Genomic DNA, 17294 nt, shown 5'->3' on the forward strand with positions numbered 1-17294 from the left:
TAGGCTTGGCAGGGTATGCTACAATAGATAGCTAGCCAATATAGTAAATCATACTCAGCAAGAGTACTCAACCAGAGGAGGACATTATGGCAAGAGATCAGATTAAAGTCCCATTCGGGTACGTAGAGCCGCCACAAACACGCAAAGGGACTGTCTTTGTGTTTGAGACCTTTGAGGACTGGACAGAAGCAGACATGCAAGCTTTTACTTTGTTGGCTGAAGAACGCAAGTTTGTAAGGGCCATTTTTTATCCGCAGCACGAAGAGACACTTCGAAGAATGGACATTCCCAGCAAGGAGCCGTATTACGCTCGCGTGAAACATCTCGAAAGCCTTCTAAAACATGCTGATACCACGATTCAATTGGATTTGGATACATGGGAGGGAAAACGCAAGAAATATACACCCATGGATACTTCCCTCCATTTCTTGACAGACAAAACGCCAGGACCTCATTTCTTGTGCATCAGTGACCGTTATGCGAACCAATTCATCAGCTATCCTTCTTTTAAAGAATGGATTAAGAAGCTCAGGCTCTTCATTATTAATCAATTCCATGTTCCTCTCAATGTGAAGCTGCACGATTATGCGGATCGATGGGAAACCGTGGATTTACGTCATGAATCTTAATCTATCCAATTCGAACTATAAGTTAATCATATTAATTATGGTGATTGTCGTTGCAGGAATGAGTCAAGGCATGCTGCTGCCGCTGCTAACGATACTTCTTGATCGATCAGGTGTTTCCGCGGATGCCAATGGGTTGAACGCGGCGGCACTTTATATCGGCATTTTTTCTACCGTGTTTTTCATTGAGAAACCCGTTAGGCGCTTTGGCTACAAGCCGGTCATCATGGTGGGGATGGGGATGATTATCCTGGCAACATGTCTGTTCCCGCTATGGCAGCAGACGGCCGTTTGGTTTGTTCTGCGGCTGCTCGTTGGCGTGGGGGACAGCGCACTGCATTATGCGACTCAATTATGGATCGTAACCTCCAGCCCCAAAGAACGTAGAGGACGGAATATCTCGCTATACGGGATGGCCTATGGCCTGGGATTCAGTTTGGGGCCTATCGGCATCACATTGCTCAAAATAGGCATTTGGTTTCCCTTTTTGATCACGAGCGGCTTCTTTGTCATCGTGCTGCTGCTCGTCCGGAAGTTGACGAATGAACGCCCTGAGCGAGGAGAGCGCATAGAAGCTATACATAAGAGGGCTTCTATGGTGTTTAGATTAGCCTGGTTTCCACTCCTGACATCCTTGCTGTTCGGGTATATGGAAGCCTCGATGAACAGTAATTTTCCGCTTTATGGCTTACGCGTGGGTCTCCGTGAATCGGATATAGGTGTCCTGCTGCCGATCATTGGCGTAGGCAGTCTGATCATGCAGCTGCCGTTAGGCATTTGGAGCGATCGCATCGGCAGGCGATCTATTCTTATTGCGACGGGGTTTATCGGCGCCTTGGCGTTTGCATGCATTCCCTTTGCCGGCTCCAATCCATGGTGGATTGGACTTTTGTTTGGTGTTGCCGGGGGGATGGTAGGTTCCTTTTTTTCATTAGGCTTAGCATATGCAGCAGATATTTTGCCTAGGCATTTGCTGCCGACAGCGAACGTTATTGCCTCTATTCAATACAGCGTTGGAAGCATAGCGGGTCCGCTGATCGGAGGCTTTGCAATTGGCTACTTGCATGTAGCCAGCATGTTTTATTTGATAAGCTTCATATATCTGTTGTTTGCTTTGTCAGGACTTATTTTTAAACATAAAGCCGCATGAAAAAAGACACTCAAGCCTTCGTAAAGGTTTAGAGTGTCTTTTTTTATTTGTGAGTTAGCCAATTTCATAGCTGGCAGCCTGATCCGTCATATACCGTTCTGTTAAAATGGTCAGCATGGAGATTCCGATTTGGTTTTCTCCGCCTTCCGGGATAATAATATCGGCATATTTCTTGGAGGGCTCAATGAAAGCATCGTGCATCGGCTTCACGGTTGTCATGTATTGATCAAAGACAGATTGCAGCGAACGGCCGCGTTCATTAATATCTCTGGACAATCGGCGAAGGATGCGCACATCCGGATCTGTGTCGACGAACACCTTGATGTTCAAGGCGCCGCGCAGCTCTTCATCCGTCAGAACATGAATTCCTTCCAACAGGACAATCGGCTTCACATCAATGCGAATCGTTTCCTGAGAACGGGCATGCTGCGAGAAGTCGTACACAGGAATATCGACAGGATTGCCATTTTTCAATTCATTTAAATGTTTAAGCAGCAGATCATTTTCAAATGCACGGGGGTGATCATAATTAATGCGTTCCCGTTCTTCATATGTAAGACCGCTATGATGAAGATAATAATTATCCTGTGAAATTAAGGTCACTTTCGTGGAACCCAGCTTATTAATAATCGACCTGGCTACTGTTGTTTTTCCTGATCCGGTACCACCGGCTATTCCGATAACGAGCATGAAATGTAGTGCCTCCCCAAATAACTTGAAAACCTTCCACAGTAGTTTACCATAGTCTTGACATAAAAAGAAAAAGCGATCGAATTTCGATCACTTTTTTCTATCCGAATCGCTTAACGAATCTGTTTTGGCGTGCGGAACTTGTTCTGATTGATGTCGAGATCTTGAGTAGCTTGTGAAAGCTGTTCCATCGTCTGCTTGATTTGTTGTCCGAACTGTTCATTGTTGTAAGTTTGAAGCTGTTCATGGGCTTCTTGAACTTGCAGTTTGGCTTGCGTGAGCGCGGCTTGCGCCGATTGGATGGATTGAGGATTGGCCTGAGAAATGGCAACTTGCAGTTTATGTTCAGCATCCTGAGCTTGAAGAATGGCAGAATCTGCTGTATCAATGGCGTGCTGAAGGGGCTGCTGATGCTGATTGTTTTGTGTCATGGGGAAGTGGCCTCCTAAGAATCATAGTTATCGTTTTTTTTCTAAAATAGAACAGTGGCTTTACTACATTGCTCCAAAGCTGGGGAAATCATTCTCGTTGGGAAATGAAATTATTTCCTGGGTAAGCGCAAAATGTGAGCGTTCCGTCGATATTTCGACAATAAAAGTCTGAAAATTATGAATACATAAATAATTAATGGGATTAAGCAACAATCCAAAATAAAAGTGGACAAAACACACGAATATTCATAATCTAAAGATGATAGTTTTTTTTGACATGATTAGACAATTAGTGTCAGATACAGGGGATGAAATATGAATATCGGCAAAGGTTTGATAATAATTTCCGCCGCAGCCCTAGTGATTTCCGGGTGCGGATCATCGAAAAAAAACGAGGTCTCAGCAAGCTCTTATAAACCTACGCTTGAAGTGAGCACAGAGGTCAAAGGGGACATTGCTACGCTTACGCTGACAACAGATTTAAAGCTCTCCAAAGAACACTATGACCAGGCACGCAAAGAGGGAGAAGGACATGTCCATCTTTCGCTGGATAAAGGTGAAAAAGAAATATTGACACAACCCGTCAAAGTCTATGAACACCTGAGCAAAGGTCAACATGAAGTTAAGGTCTCCTTACATAATAATGATCATACCCCTTATGACGTCAGCAAGACTGTCACTTTTGAAGTGAAGTAGGAGCAAATCACACATGTCATTTCAACCCAAAAGAATGAGCTTGCAGAAGCGAATTGTGCTCCTAGTCACTGTAGTAACGGTTAGTATGATTTCTACCATGATGGTTTTCGATACAATGAGCTTAAATCAATCGATCCGTCAGGCTTATGTGAGTCAAATCAGCGGTATGACCATGGCTATCAATGGGCGCTATGAGGAATCGCGGTCCGTTACCGATGTACAGCAAATTTTTGACTATATTCAGTATAAGAATACACGTGTACTTGAAATGAAGTTATATAACAAAGAAGGTCAAATTCTTGCAGCTTCCAATCGGAAAGAAGTAGGCAAGCATATGTATCCTGCCAATATAGTCATCCCCAAGCAAGATCAAACGATCGTAGACCGCGTGCCCATGGAATTAAGCGATAAACCGATTGTTCGGTTAACCGCGCCGCTTCAAGAGGATGGCATGGTCGTCGGGGCGGTGGAAGTTATTTTCGATTCATCGGAAGAAGCACAACTGCTCAAAGATCGGACTAAGCTAATTTTCATCGTTGGGATTTCTATTGCTGTTGGTTTATCAGCCCTGCTGTGGCTTATTTTGCGGTTAATCGTTATTCGTCCATTAAGTCGGTTGCGGGAAGCCGCGGTGAGAGTTAAGCAAGGTGGAGATTTGCCTAATTTACAGTTCAAAGCCTCTCCCGAAATTGCTGAGGTTTCTGAAGCCTTTGATGATATGGTTAAAAATTTGGATGAACGCTACCAAGAGCTCCAGCATGCTTTGAATACTTTGCAGAAAACCCAGGAACAGCTTGTCCAATCAGAGAAAATGGGTGCCTTAGGAAATCTTGTAGCTGGAGTGTCGCATGAAATTAATACACCGATCGGAATCGGTGTTACTGCTGTCTCCTATTTGGATCAGAAGACGAAGGATTTCAAAAGCTTGTATGAAGCTGGTAAAATGAAAAAGTCGGATTTGGAACATTTTCTGTCTATTGTCGGAGAAACGAATACGATGGTGCAGTCCAATTTGGAACGCGCATCCTCTTTGGTGCGCAGTTTCAAGCAAATTTCCGTCGATCAGAGTGTTGAAGTGAAGCGAACGTTTCATCTGAAAGAATATTTAGAGGGAATCATCGCCAGCTTAAAGCCAACGCTGAAGAAAACAAAGCTTCGCGTGGATGTTTATTGTGATGCTCGACTGAATCTTTATACATACCCAGGCGCTTTATCTCAGTTGATTACGAATTTGGTTATGAACTCATTGAATCATGCTTACGACATCGAGGAAGAAGGCAGTTTAAGTATTCGTGTTACAGATGATCAAGAAACGATTACTATTGTTTATTCGGATGACGGCAGAGGCATGCCGCAGGAAGTGTTGGATCATATTTTTGATCCATTCTTCACAACCAGCCGTGGAAAAGGTGGTACAGGGTTAGGAATGAATATCGTTTATAACCTCGTTACCCAATCTATGAACGGAACCATTCATTGCTGCAGCACAGTAGGGCAAGGAAGTTTGTTTATCATTACGATACCGAAAGAGGAGGAAGCCGAGCTATGACGAGTTCATTTGGGTCCATAGACCAAGACGAGCTTCTTTTTGCGGAGGAAGAAGTTGCAGATGCTACAGTTGACACCTCCATCGAGCAGGAACCATGGGTTGTCTTGATTGTGGATGATGAGAAGCAAATTCATCAAGTGACGAAAATGGTGCTGGATGACTTCGAGTTTGCTGGCAAGAAACTTGAGTTTCACAGTGCATATTCGGCCTTGGAAGCCAGACAGCTGTTGAAACAGCAGCCGAATGCAGCACTTATCTTATTGGATGTTGTGATGGAGTATGAGGATGCAGGTCTTCAGACGGTTAAGTACATTCGCGAGGAATTGAAAAATACGGCAATCCGTATTATTTTACGAACGGGCCAGCCTGGACAAGCACCTGAGCGCACGGTCATTATGGATTATGATATTAATGATTACAAAGAAAAAACGGAGCTTACTACACAGAAGCTTTTTACTACTGTGGTTACGGCGCTGCGTTCTTATCGGGATTTGAAGACGATTGAGAAAAGCAGAGCAGGACTTGAAGAAATTATCAAATCGGCCTCGACGTTGTTTGAATTGCAATCCATGAAGAAATTTGCCTCTGGCGTCTTGACGCAAATGACATCGATTGTAAATTTGCACCAAAATGCGATTCACTGCAGCTTCGCTGTCACAAAGGGTGTCGAGGACATTTATATTCTAGCAGCAAGCGGCGATTATGCCTCGAATCAGGACGAGCGTGCACGCGATGTTGTACCACGCGAAATGCTGGAAGAGATCGAGCAAGCTTTTCAAACCAAGAAAAGCAGCTTTGCTTCGGATCGCTTTGTGATCTATTTCCAAAGCAAAATGGGGATGGAAAACGTCATCTATATGAATGGCTTCAAGGCGTTAAGCGAGTGGGAGCGTTATCTAGTTGATATTTATTGCGCGAATGTTTCCGTGGCTTTCGAGAACCTTTATTTGAATGAGGAACTTGAGAGTACACAGCAAGAAATCATCTATACGATGGGCGAAATCACGGAAACTAGATCCAAGGAAACCGGGCATCATGTGAAAAGGGTCGCAGAATACTCGCGGCTCCTTGCGCTCAAATATGGGCTGCCTGAGCAGGAAGCAGAAGTCATTCGTCTAGCTTCTCCGATGCACGATGTCGGCAAAGTTGGAATTCCAGATGCGATCCTGAATAAGCCAGGTCCATTGACGACAGAAGAATTCGATATCATGAAGACGCATTCGAATCTTGGCTACGAAATGCTGAAGCATTCGAACAAGCAAGTGCTGAATGCTGCGGCAATTATCGCAGGACAACATCATGAACGTTATGATGGTACGGGTTACCCCTTGGGCCTGAAGGGAGAAGATATTCACCTATATGGTCGTATAACGGCTTTGGCCGATGTCTTTGATGCCCTGTGCAGCGATCGGGTATATAAGAAAGCATGGGAGTTGGATCGTGTTCTGGATTTGCTGAAGGCGGAACGAGGGAAGCATTTCGATCCGGATATCGTCGATATTTTTCTTTCCCATTTAGACGAGTTTTTGGTCATTAAAGAGCTGTACAAAGAACAACGTTAATGACATTAATGGTTCACATCGTGTTATGCAGGAATAAATTAAGCGCAATAACAATAGGCAACTCAGAGCTCTTATCTTCGGATAAGGGTTCTATTTGTGCTGCGTCAGCGATATCAACCTCTTGCTTATTTCTTCGTAAAATCCGGCAAAATTACGGTTAATCTACGATAATAACGGAATCCGTCGAAGAAAATAGGTCGAAATCGGCTTCTTTGTCTCTTTTTCGAAGATAGAGGAGCGTTTCTTTTAATTTACATTTCCTGTATGCTAGAAAAGGGCTTGAGACAGATAGAAAGAAGGTGTCACCATGCAAGGCGTTGGACTCGTACTGGAAGGCGGAGGTATGCGAGGGGTATACACCGCAGGAGTCTTGGAATATTTTATGGAGCAGGATTGGTATTTTCCCTATGTTGTAGGGGTGTCAGCGGGGGCGTGTAACGCCGTTTCGTACATCTCCAAACAACCTGGCCGGAATAAGAAAGTGACCATTGACTATATTGGAGATCACCGATATTTAAGTTACCGTAATCTATGGCGTCACAAAAGTATATTCGGGATGGATTTCATTTTCAATGAATTACCGAATGTGTTAGTTCCTTTTGATTATGATGCCTTCTATAATTCGCCGCAACAGTTCGCTATCGGTACGACCGATGCGCATACAGGGGAACCTGTTTACTACACGAAACATCAACTTATGAAGCAAACGATGCCCATTGTTCAGGCTTCTAGTTCATTGCCATTCGTAGCAAAGCCGATTCATTATGAAGGCCGCACCTTATTTGATGGCGGATTGGTCGATCCGATTCCGGTTCAGAAGTCGGTTGCAGATGGGAATCGGAAACATATTATTGTTCTTACCAAAGAGCAAGGCTATCGAAAAAGTCCATTCAAACAAGGTTGGCTTGCCAAAAGTTTTTATCCGAAATATGACGGTTTGGTGAATGTACTTGTGAATCGAAGCGAAATCTATAATGGAACACTGGAGACCATCGCAAAAATGGAAAAAGAGGGAAGTGCGATCATTATTCGCCCATCTTCCAAAGTGGTCGTGGGCCGTATGGAGAAAAATCCGAAGAAGCTGGAAGACCTGCATGAGTTAGGCTATGCGGATGCTAAGCGAATGGGATCTCAGCTAAAAAGTTGGTTATTAACATAAACCGTATGAAAGGAGCTGTTGAAGTGGAGTCACCTAAGCAAAAGGTCACAACATTTCTCATGTTTGAAGGGCAGGCTGAGGAAGCAATGAACCTATATACTTCTATATTTGATCAGTCCGAAATCCTAACCATTCAACGATATGGTCCTCATGAAGCTGGGGCGGAAGGCAGCGTGCTGAAGGCGACATTTTCTATGCATGGACAAACCTTTATGTGTATAGATAGCAGTGTGAAGCATGAATTCACATTCACGCCTTCAATTTCCCTTTATGTTACCTGTGAAACAGAAGAAGAAATTAATCGTGTTTTTGAAAAGCCGGCGCAAGACGGGAAAGTTTATATGCCGTTGGGAAACTATCCATTCAGTGAGCGGTTTGGTTGGGTCGGGGATAAGTTCGGTGTGTCTTGGCAGTTGAATCTAGGCGGTTGAATAAAAAAATGCAGCACTTGGCGTTAGCCAAATGCTGCATTTTTCAATACATTTACTTGCTTATTACCATACGAATGCGGAAGTGATAATGACCAAAAGAATGAAAAGAACCAATACAGCTGCGGAACTGTTACCTCTGTAGCCTTCGACTTCGTAGCCCATAATTAAGCACTCTCCTTTAGAACTAAAATGTATTACGAAGATAGCTTATGCAAATGTTTGTCCTTATGATTGGGCAAGCCGACCATTTTATGGAAATGAACTGGAGTAGGTTCACTAGTTCAACTTATTTTTCAAGGATAACTTGCTTAATTTGATCAGTAGGGGTATATTTCTCATATGTGAATTGAATAAACACCATCCGGGAGCTTGAGCAGTCAGGCTGAGAGTGCGGGATATGCCGCTGACCGTCCGATCTGATCTAGTTAATGCTAGCGCAGAGAATGATTATACACTACAATTTAGTGTATTATTGGTCAACGTATAAGTCGCGAGAGACATTTGTCTTCTGCGGCTTTTTATATCTTTTCTTTTAAATCATGAAGTAATGCCAGCGTAGAGAATTCACACAAATGCACGTCCTTTCGGGCTTGTTTCGTTAGGGGTTATCATTTTCTACTTTTGGCGCTCCTGGATCACGGGGGCTTTTTCTTATGGTTGGATGGAGAGACGAGAGGGGAAACAAGGAATGAAATGGAAGAAAATTGCACCACTCATGTTGGTAAGTTTAACGGTAGCTTTAGCAGGATGCGGCAAGCAAGCAGACGAGCCAAGCGCAAGCGCATCGACGAAACCGGTTAAAACGTTGACCAATGTCAAGGTAGTTCTGGATTGGACACCGAATACGAATCATACCGGGTTGTATGTGGCTAAGGATCAAGGCTTCTTTGAGCAAGAGGGACTGAATGTACAAATCATTGCACCTGGTGAAGGCGGCGCTGATGCCATGATCGCTTCAGGTGCGGCGGAGTTCGGCGTGAGTTACCAGGAGAGCATTACGCAAGGGCGTATACAAGGGGTTCCGTTGGTATCTATTGCCGCTGTCATCCAGCACAACACATCCGGATTTGCTTCGCCGGTAGCCAAGAACATCAAGTCCCCCAAAGATTTCGAAAACAAAACTTATGGGGGTTGGGGAGCACCTGCGGAAAGTGCGATGATCGATTCCCTCATGCAAACCGAGAAAGCAGATCCCAACAAAGTGAAGATCGTCAATATTGGAGAAGCTGATTATTTCACAGCAGTGAAGCGGGATATTGATTTTGCATGGATTTACTACGCGTGGACAGGCGTGGATGCTGAGCTGCGCGGTGAGCCGCTGAACATGATTTATTTGAACAAGTATTCCGATAAACTAGATTACTATACACCAGTTTTGGCAACGAATGAGAAAATGATCAAAGAAAAGCCGGAGCTCGTTAAAGCTTTCGTGGCCGCTGCTTCAAAAGGCTATCAGTTCGCTATCAGCAAACCAGAGGATGCCGCTAACATTTTGATCAAAGCAGTTCCTGATCTGGATAAAAAGCTTGTTGTGGCCAGTCAGAAATGGCTCAGCACTCGTTATCAAGACGATGCTCCTCGTTGGGGCGAGCAAAAACGGACAGTTTGGGAAAATTATGCGAATTGGATGCTGGAGCATAAGTTGCTGGAGAAAAACCTCGATGTCGATGCTGCATTCACGAATAATTTTTTACCGGTGAGCTCCAAATAAATTTCCAATTCAGGTGAGGTTTTGAAAGGAGAAATAAACATGGCTAATGCACTTGTCAGTATTCAAATTATTCCTAAAACGAAAAACAACGAAGACGTAATTCCTTATGTAGATCGTGCGATCGAGGTCATTGCTAAATCTGGTGTCAAATATTTCGTGTCCCCGCTGGAAACAACGATGGAAGGGGAACTTGATCAACTTCTCGCCATCATACAGGATATGAACGATGCCATGATTGAGATGGGCAGTCCGAATGTTATCTCGCAAGTGAAAATATATTTTAACCCGTCTGGCGCCTCGATGGACAAACTGACGGAGAAGTACAGATAATGAAACAGCAGCGCTGGTTCAGAGCAGGATGGCCACCTCTAGTTGTGGTCATCCTTCTGCTGCTTATATGGCAGCTTGTAGTAACTTGGGGAGGCACAGCCAGCTGGCTGCTGCCAAGTCCACTTAAAATATGGCAAGATGGCACGACCGATATGCCGCGCGTCTGGATGCACACCTTTGCAACATTCCGTTTAATGCTAATCGGTTTCTTCGTCGGAGTGACAGTTGGTGTTATTGTTGCTAGCTGCTTGCACCGAGTGCCCGTCCTAAAGGCAGGCTTTTATCCGCTTCTGATCCTCTCGCAGAACGTCCCTACGATTGCCCTTGGGCCGCTTCTGATTATCTTATTTGGGTTCGGTCTCTTACCTAAAGTTATTTTAATTTCACTGGTCTGTTTCTTTCCTGTGACGATGTCAACGTTGGATGGCTTTATGCAAACAGATCGCAGCATGTACAACTACATGCAGATGATTGGTGCCAGCAAACGGCAAATCTTTTATAAATTAGAGCTGCCGCATGCATTGCCTGCTCTATTTACCGGGCTCAAAATATCAGCTACCTATAGTGTAATGGGGGCAGTTATTGCCGAATGGCTCGGAGGCGGTGTAGGGCTAGGTTATTATATGATTTTGCAGAAATCTGCCTTTCGTGCGGACCGTGAGTTTGTTGCTATTTTTATCATCGTAGTTCTAAGTTTGCTATTCTTTTGGCTAATTGCCGGACTTGAGAAATGGGTTATTCGCTGGAACGCGAAACGATCATCCTAGAGGTAAGGGAGGTGTGGTATGAACAAACTGGAGCTTAAAAGCATACATCAAACCTTCACTGGCAAAAAGCAGCGAACTTCTGTGCTGTCGGATATCTCACTCCATGTGAAAGAGGGAGAGTTCGTTTCCGTTATTGGTCCTTCCGGCAGCGGAAAGAGTACGCTTTTTCATATTATTGGCGGTCTCATTGCTCCTTCCTCGGGAGAAGTATGGCTGGATGGCCGCAATGTCACCGGAAGGAAAGGCTTGATCAGCTATATGCCTCAACAGCCTGCTTTGTTTCCGTGGCGGAACATTGAGTCTAACGTAGCTCTTGCGCAGGAAGTAGCGGGAGAAAGTCGTGATGCTGCATTGGAAAAAGCAAGAGAGTGGCTGCCTAAAGTCGGATTAAGCGGTTATGAGCGTGAGTACCCTCATGTCTTATCTGGCGGCATGCAGCAACGTGTATCTTTTCTGAGAGCTTTGCTTGGCCCACAAGAGGTTATGTGCTTGGACGAGCCCTTCGGCTCGTTGGATGCGCTAACCCGGCAAGAAATGCAGGCATGGCTGCTGAATATATGGGAGCAAAACAAACGATCCATTCTGTTTGTAACGCATAGTATTGAGGAAGCGCTGTTCTTGTCTGATCGGATCTATGTTCTGTCAAATAAGCCTGCAAGAATATTAGAGGAGCTCGTTGTACCTTTCGCAAGGCCTCGGCAGGAAGATGTCTTGCTCAAAGCTGAATTTCATGAGCTAAGGCAGCATATACAAAGTAGATTGCGTCAGGAGTTGTCACATGAATAAAGCCATTGATGCGCATATTCATCTTGATATGTATTCGGAAACGGAAGTGCAGGAGATCGTATCAGACTTAACGGAAATGAATGTTGAATGTGTCATTGCCGTGTCCAGGCATCTGGCCTCTTGCATAGCTACGAAGCAGTTGAAGAAAGACGCACCCAATCAAATATTTACTGCTTATGGATTTCATCCTGAGCAAGAGCTGCCCCATGAAGCTCAGCTGAATGAGTTAATATCATGGATACGTGAAGAAGCAAATGAGATGGTAGCTGTAGGTGAGATTGGTCTGCCTTATTATAGTAGACTGGAAGCGGAGGAGCAGGGGCTGACTTTGGATTTGGCGCCATATGTCACGCTTCTGGATACCTTGCTGAAGCTTGCTGCGGAATTGGCAAAACCGGTTGTTCTGCATGCTGTCTATGAGGATGCGGAGATCGTTTGTGATCTTCTGGAGAAGCATGGCATCACCAAAGCACATTTTCATTGGTTTAAAGGGGCACCTCATGTAGTTAAGCGTATGATAAATGCAGGTTATATGATCTCGATTACACCGGATGTGCTTTATGAAGAAGAAATAAGAACCCTTGTTCGTAGTTATCCGATTAAACAGTTAATGGTCGAAACTGACGGACCTTGGCCGTTCGAGGGTCCCTTCAAGGGGCAAGTAACGCATCCTCGGATGATACATGCCGTTATTGAACAGATTGCGCTTCTGCATGGCTTGACTGCTGAGGAGGCAGGAAGCATTATATTGGAGAATACCAAGCGATTCTATGGTCTTTCTACATTTTAGTAAATACTGAACTAAAACTGAATTAAATACTGAATTAAATACTAACTACTAAATCAAACTGGACATGTGTTCGTAATAGAATTATAATAATTAAGAACACATGTTCTATATTTGGTGAGGTGAGTTTAAAAATGACTGTCCGATGCGGTTGGGTCAATGATGATCCATTATATGTAGATTACCATGATCATGAGTGGGGGGTGCCTGTCCATGATGATCAAAAGTTGTTCGAGATGCTTAATTTGGAAGGTGCACAAGCAGGACTGAGCTGGTATACAATTCTGAAGAAGCGTGAGGGCTACCGAGCAGCTTTCGATGAATTTGATCCGCACATCATTGTGAATTATCAGGATGAGAAGCTGAATGAGCTTCTGCAGAATCCAGGGATTGTACGCAATCGCTTGAAAATCGCGGCTGTGGTTCAGAATGCGCATTCCTTCTTGGCAGTGCAAAAAGAATTTGGATCGTTTGATCAATACATATGGGGATTTGTCGGCGGCAAGCCATTAAACAATCATTGGGAAAGCATGAGTCAAGTACCTGCGACATCTGCGATTTCGGATGCGATGAGCAAAGACTTAAAGAAGCGTGGTTTTAAGTTTGTTGGGTCGACAATTTGCTATGCTTATATGCAAGCTGTAGGAATGGTCAATGACCATATTCAAACTTGTATTCGATACGGCAGCGAGTAGGAAATTAAAGGGCTATCTGAGGCGGGGAATTATCCCCTATCGGGCAGCCCTTTTTTGTATTCATTATTTTTGAAGCAATTATGCGTATTGAAGCTGTTTCTCCATAAGGTTCGTTTTAATTAAGTAAATCCGCTTACGAATATAGAAATCATAAACAGCACCGGTTAATTCTCGTGGCTTAATGCGGTTGTTCGTGTCATTGTCTATGATTATCACCGAACCGTCATCATAAAACTTGAACGTATAATCGGCGTAATGGGAATGTGCTTCATCCAACATGTCGTCAATCTGTCCGGGAAGAAGATGGTCAGTGTCACACAATGCCTTGTGGTACCAATAATCTCTCTCGATAAAGCGAAAATTGTGACTAGTGTTCATCATGTTAACAACCTCCTCATCTAATTGGAACATTTGTTCTTGTTTTCATTATAACAAACAAACGTTCGTATTGGAAGAGGAATCTTTGAAAAATGGGAATTATTTTCATATAAATGAGGTGATTTTATAAGAATCTTTTGCAGATTAAGTGAGGGGGGAATAAGTTTAGAGCTTTTATCCAGTTTAGTGGGATTCGGGGCGGGACTTTGATAGAGGTATTTGGTTGACTGATAATGGAGTTTGAGGGTTGGGTCTTCTGTTAACAGAATGTTAAAGTCTGTGGAATGGACTTTGGTTAGCTTATGATGAGGACCTGTTGGTGGGCCTTCGGTTAACGGAATATGAAACCCTATGTGGATGGTATGTTAGTTCCCGGAATAAGGGTGCTTGAGAGCAAGGTACTCGGTTTTTCGAACAAAAGCCTGCAAAAATGCAGGTATTTTCTGTTGAAACGTACAAAAATTAGGATATTCCTGCAATTATGCAGGCTTTTTAAGGTATTTGATCCGAAAAGCCAGAAAAGGCCTCAAAAAGATGCATAATTGCAGGAATTTAGCGATAAAGTGTCCTTCGAGCTAAAAAAGATGCATAATCGCAGGAATTTATCCGCTATGGGGTCATTCGAGCTCAAAGGAAGCATAGTCGTAGGAGTTTAGGTGGTAAAGAGTCTTTCGAGCTCGAAGAATCATTAGTCGCAGGAGTTTAATGTTTAAGTGCCTTTCGACTAATTGAGCCACAGTGGCTTGCTGTAAGACTTAGCCAGTCGAGGATCCAGCCGCTTCCTTTCGCGACCCAACGAGCTGGCACAATACAATTAGTGGACGAGTAAATTATATTGTATATACAAAGCTGATGCGCTTCGGCAGGGTATTTCGCGTAAACGCAGCTTGGTTAGGGAACTAAGCTCACGAATAAGTTAAACTAAAGAAGCTAAACTCCTCGAGTTTAGCTTCTTGTCGGACGGCCGCTTATTGCTGAGCGTATGTGTTTCGTTATCGCGAGTCCGTGCAAACGACCCGATTCAATGAAGATTTCATTGGCATCATATTTGGATGAAGCGACAACACCCGCAACATATAAACCGGGAATGTTGGTTTCCATGGTTTCGGGATCAACGAGCGGAGCGTTGGTTTCTTCATGAAAAGTTACCCCGATGGAAGTCAGAAGATGACGATCCGGTCTGAAGCCGGTGAGTGCCAGAACGAAGTCGTTGTCCAACGTGACATGTTCGGATTCTTTGCGTACAAGAACGGTATGTTCTTCAATACGCTCAACTTGGGAATTAAACCACATGCGAATGCGTCCTTTGTTGACCATACTTTCAAAAATGGGGCGAACCCACGGTTTGATATTGGCTGAGAAATGGGGGCCGCGATAGATGACGGTTACCTCCGCACCCACTCGTATCAAATCCATTGCGGCGTCGACGGCGGAATTGTTGCCACCGATGATTGCTACTTTGGTTCCCGTATACGGGTGCGCTTCTTTATAGTAATGAGTCGTTTTCGGCGAATCTTCACCGGGGATACCGAGTAAATTAGGGTGATCGAAGTAGCCGGTAGCTACGATGACATGCTGGGCAGTGTACGATTTTTTTTGGCCAAATGGATTCGTTGTCTGTACGTGAAATCCTGCGTCCAGCTTTTCAATGGAAATAACTTCCTCATAAGACTGGATGCGCAGCTGTTCTCTGCGTGCGACTTCTCTGTAATAGACCAATGCTTCTTGACGATACGGTTTTTCATGAGGGGTTGTAAAAGGATAGCCGCCAATTTCTAGCAGTTCAGGGGTGCTGAAGAATTGCAAATAGGTAGGATATAAATAAATGGCATTGACGATACTGCTTTTTTCTATAACTAAAGGTGACAGACCTTCTCGCTGCAAAGCAACAGCGGCGGACAACCCGCAAGGTCCAGCTCCAATGATAATGACATGTTCCACGTAATAGCCTCCTTGATAACGGAATTCTCATTCCATAGTAGCGCAAGCAGGGGAGGTTGCCAAGTTAGTCGGCAAAAAGAGAAGCAGAAAACCTCTCCATACGTTCAGACGTTGGAGAAATTTTCTGCTCTCAGGAAACAGACACCGTTACTTTTGGTTCAGTTGGTTCTCTTCGTTCGCTTCGCTAATATCGTCTTTGGCGAGATTGATGGTTGTTAGGCTAGGCGCATTTTCCAAAGTGTCGTTCACGAAGGCTAAATCTTGATTTTTGGCGTTCGTATTGGTGGTTCCTGTGTAATTGCCGGCATGCTTGTTGTTTTCCATTGAAGTCATCCTTTCACAAACAGTTTAAGGTTCAGCCTTAACGTTTACACATGTTAGTGATTTTATGCTCCAATCAATGACAAAATCCGCTATAATAGAGGCAGATCGTTCAAAAAGGAGTAGAGATTATGAGTATTCAGCATATGGTTATTTTTAATTTACATGCAGGTAAAGATACAGACGAGGCGCAAAATTTCCTGAGCAGCAGTGCAGAAGAATTGGCCGGTATTCCCGGTGTTGAGCAGTTTCAGGTTTTGCGGCAAGTAAGCGTGAAGAACGATTATGACTATGGATTCTCAATGGTGTTTGCGGATCAAGCTGTGTATGATGCTTATAATAGCCATCCGGTACATACTCGCTATGTCGCAGAACGTTGGATGAAGGAAGTTAGCCGGTTTCAAGAAATTGATTTTACTGTTATGGCATAACAAAGATCGAGGGGAGTGTTGAACGTATTTTGACGAAGACGGAAGAGATATTTGATATTTATGATGAAAAAATGAATTGGTTGGGTGTAGCGCCACGCTCAGAAGTCCATGCCAAAGGGCTTTGGCACCAAACTTTTCAATGTTGGATTGTTACTTATGAAAGAGGCGAGCCAGAACTGCTGCTTCAGTTAAGACATCCGGAAAAGGACCTGTTCCCCAACCTGTTGGATATTTCGTGCGCAGGCCATCTTGCAGCCGGTGAAACGACGGAAGAAGGAGCGCGAGAGCTGGAGGAAGAGCTTGGCTTGAAGGTGGCGTTTAATCAATTATTGCCTTGTGGAATGTTTGCGGAAGAGGATTTGATCTCGGAGAAGTTGATTGATCGTGAGTTCTGTCATATGTTTTTGTACCGCTGTGATCAATTACTTAGTGCTTATACGTTGCAGGCGGATGAAGTTAGCGGTATATTTGCTGTAAGTGCTGCCCATCTAGAGCAATTGATCCGACATGAGACGAATCAGTTGACGGCCAGAGGTTATCTTTTGGATACGGATGGTCAAAAAATCGAGAAAAACCTGCCTATAGGCTTGATGGATATGGTTCCGCATCCTGCGGCTTACTTTGAATTTCTCTTTGGCAAGTTGAGGGAATACGGGCTTATGGCATGAAAAAGAACCGAGGCAGGGAGCCTGCTCGGTTCTTCTTGCGTCTGGGAACGGACTAAACAAAATACTTAGTCGCTATGTAGGAATAACCGACGTAGCACGCAACGGAAAGTGCGATACAGACAATACCCAGTGCTGTTTTGCGCTTAAAAAGAAGCAGGAATCCAGCACTAAAAGCCGATCCCATA

Annotated in this window: 21 protein-coding genes and 1 riboswitch; of the genes, 15 read left to right on the top strand and 6 right to left on the bottom strand. The window is 44.1% G+C overall.

What is annotated here, in order from left to right; all coding sequences use genetic code 11:
* The first annotated feature begins 86 nt into the window (after positions 1–86).
* Both BC351_RS13525 and BC351_RS13530 read left to right on the top strand, forming a co-directional pair.
* Positions 87–629, top strand: a complete 543-nt coding sequence (locus tag BC351_RS13525) for a hypothetical protein (RefSeq protein WP_079412810.1) — start codon at positions 87–89, stop codon at positions 627–629.
* Positions 619–1776, top strand: coding sequence for an MFS transporter (locus BC351_RS13530; protein ID WP_079412812.1), 1158 nt, complete (start codon positions 619–621; stop codon positions 1774–1776). Before BC351_RS13525 ends, BC351_RS13530 begins: the two co-directional genes overlap by 11 nt.
* A 54-nt stretch (positions 1777–1830) precedes the next feature.
* On the opposite strand, the gene udk is transcribed toward BC351_RS13530, so the two are convergent.
* A complete protein-coding gene (gene udk, locus BC351_RS13535; RefSeq protein WP_079412814.1) occupies positions 1831–2466 on the bottom strand; it encodes a uridine kinase in 636 nt (211 codons plus the stop codon).
* Positions 2467–2579: 113 nt separating this feature from the next.
* Entirely contained in the window at positions 2580–2897 is a 318-nt protein-coding gene (locus BC351_RS13540; RefSeq protein WP_079412816.1) for a hypothetical protein, read from the bottom strand.
* A gap of 315 nt (positions 2898–3212) precedes the next feature.
* On the opposite strand from BC351_RS13540, the gene BC351_RS13545 reads away from it, so the two are divergent.
* From BC351_RS13545 to BC351_RS13565, 5 genes are all read left to right on the top strand, one after another.
* Positions 3213–3593, top strand: a complete 381-nt coding sequence (locus BC351_RS13545) for a hypothetical protein (protein WP_079412817.1) — start codon at positions 3213–3215, stop codon at positions 3591–3593.
* A 13-nt stretch (positions 3594–3606) separates the two neighbouring features.
* Positions 3607–5142, top strand: a complete 1536-nt coding sequence (locus BC351_RS13550) for a HAMP domain-containing sensor histidine kinase (protein WP_079412819.1) — start codon at positions 3607–3609, stop codon at positions 5140–5142.
* Positions 5139–6704, top strand: coding sequence for a DUF3369 domain-containing protein (locus BC351_RS13555; protein WP_079412821.1), 1566 nt, complete (start codon positions 5139–5141; stop codon positions 6702–6704). The genes BC351_RS13550 and BC351_RS13555 overlap by 4 nt, the downstream gene beginning before the upstream one ends.
* Before the next feature lie 307 nt (positions 6705–7011).
* On the top strand, positions 7012–7863 hold the full coding sequence (locus BC351_RS13560; RefSeq protein WP_079412823.1) for a patatin-like phospholipase family protein: 852 nt from the start codon (positions 7012–7014) through the stop codon (positions 7861–7863).
* A 23-nt stretch (positions 7864–7886) separates the two neighbouring features.
* Positions 7887–8294: a VOC family protein gene (locus BC351_RS13565; RefSeq protein ID WP_079412825.1), complete on the top strand. Its 408-nt coding sequence runs from the start codon at positions 7887–7889 to the stop codon at positions 8292–8294.
* 63 nt (positions 8295–8357) lie between these two features.
* Here BC351_RS13565 and BC351_RS13570 read toward each other — a convergent pair whose 3' ends face one another.
* Complete coding sequence (locus BC351_RS13570; RefSeq protein WP_079412827.1) at positions 8358–8456, bottom strand: YjcZ family sporulation protein; 99 nt, start codon at positions 8454–8456, stop codon at positions 8358–8360.
* A gap of 189 nt (positions 8457–8645) precedes the next feature.
* Positions 8646–8754: riboswitch (TPP riboswitch) on the top strand.
* Between the two features lie 228 nt (positions 8755–8982).
* On the opposite strand from BC351_RS13570, the gene BC351_RS13575 reads away from it, so the two are divergent.
* The 6 genes from BC351_RS13575 (at position 8983) to BC351_RS13600 (ending at position 13370) form a co-directional block, all read left to right on the top strand.
* Positions 8983–10005, top strand: coding sequence for an ABC transporter substrate-binding protein (locus tag BC351_RS13575; RefSeq protein ID WP_079412829.1), 1023 nt, complete (start codon positions 8983–8985; stop codon positions 10003–10005).
* Between the two features lie 39 nt (positions 10006–10044).
* The gene (locus BC351_RS13580) at positions 10045–10335 is read left to right on the top strand and encodes a thiamine-binding protein (RefSeq protein ID WP_079412831.1); all 291 of its coding nucleotides are present in this window, start codon (positions 10045–10047) and stop codon (positions 10333–10335) included.
* Positions 10335–11102, top strand: a complete 768-nt coding sequence (locus BC351_RS13585; protein WP_079412833.1) for an ABC transporter permease — start codon at positions 10335–10337, stop codon at positions 11100–11102. Before BC351_RS13580 ends, BC351_RS13585 begins: the two co-directional genes overlap by 1 nt.
* 18 nt (positions 11103–11120) lie before the next feature.
* The gene (locus BC351_RS13590; protein WP_079412835.1) at positions 11121–11888 is read left to right on the top strand and encodes an ABC transporter ATP-binding protein; all 768 of its coding nucleotides are present in this window, start codon (positions 11121–11123) and stop codon (positions 11886–11888) included.
* Positions 11881–12678, top strand: coding sequence for a TatD family hydrolase (locus BC351_RS13595; RefSeq protein WP_079412837.1), 798 nt, complete (start codon positions 11881–11883; stop codon positions 12676–12678). The genes BC351_RS13590 and BC351_RS13595 overlap by 8 nt, the downstream gene beginning before the upstream one ends.
* A 131-nt stretch (positions 12679–12809) precedes the next feature.
* Entirely contained in the window at positions 12810–13370 is a 561-nt protein-coding gene (locus tag BC351_RS13600) for a DNA-3-methyladenine glycosylase I (RefSeq protein ID WP_079412839.1), read from the top strand.
* A gap of 78 nt (positions 13371–13448) precedes the next feature.
* Here BC351_RS13600 and BC351_RS13605 read toward each other — a convergent pair whose 3' ends face one another.
* The 3 genes from BC351_RS13605 to BC351_RS42725 all read right to left on the bottom strand — a co-directional run bounded on the left by BC351_RS13605 (position 13449) and on the right by BC351_RS42725 (position 16013).
* Entirely contained in the window at positions 13449–13751 is a 303-nt protein-coding gene (locus BC351_RS13605) for a hypothetical protein (RefSeq protein WP_244208989.1), read from the bottom strand.
* Positions 13752–14693: 942 nt separating this feature from the next.
* Positions 14694–15689 (bottom strand): YpdA family putative bacillithiol disulfide reductase, encoded by a 996-nt coding sequence (locus tag BC351_RS13615; protein ID WP_079412843.1) that lies wholly within the window; start codon positions 15687–15689, stop codon positions 14694–14696.
* A gap of 147 nt (positions 15690–15836) precedes the next feature.
* The gene (locus BC351_RS42725) at positions 15837–16013 is read right to left on the bottom strand and encodes a hypothetical protein (RefSeq protein ID WP_167388022.1); all 177 of its coding nucleotides are present in this window, start codon (positions 16011–16013) and stop codon (positions 15837–15839) included.
* Positions 16014–16141: 128 nt separating this feature from the next.
* Here BC351_RS42725 and BC351_RS13620 point away from each other — a divergent pair, with 128 nt between their 5' ends.
* Positions 16142–16441 (top strand): Dabb family protein, encoded by a 300-nt coding sequence (locus tag BC351_RS13620; protein WP_079412845.1) that lies wholly within the window; start codon positions 16142–16144, stop codon positions 16439–16441.
* 29 nt (positions 16442–16470) lie between these two features.
* Positions 16471–17109, top strand: a complete 639-nt coding sequence (locus BC351_RS13625) for an NUDIX hydrolase (RefSeq protein ID WP_144028385.1) — start codon at positions 16471–16473, stop codon at positions 17107–17109.
* Positions 17110–17294 lie beyond the last annotated feature (185 nt).

The sequence above is a fragment of the Paenibacillus ferrarius genome (assembly GCF_002027705.1).
Taxonomy (GTDB): Bacteria; Bacillota; Bacilli; order Paenibacillales; family NBRC-103111; genus Paenibacillus_E; species Paenibacillus_E ferrarius.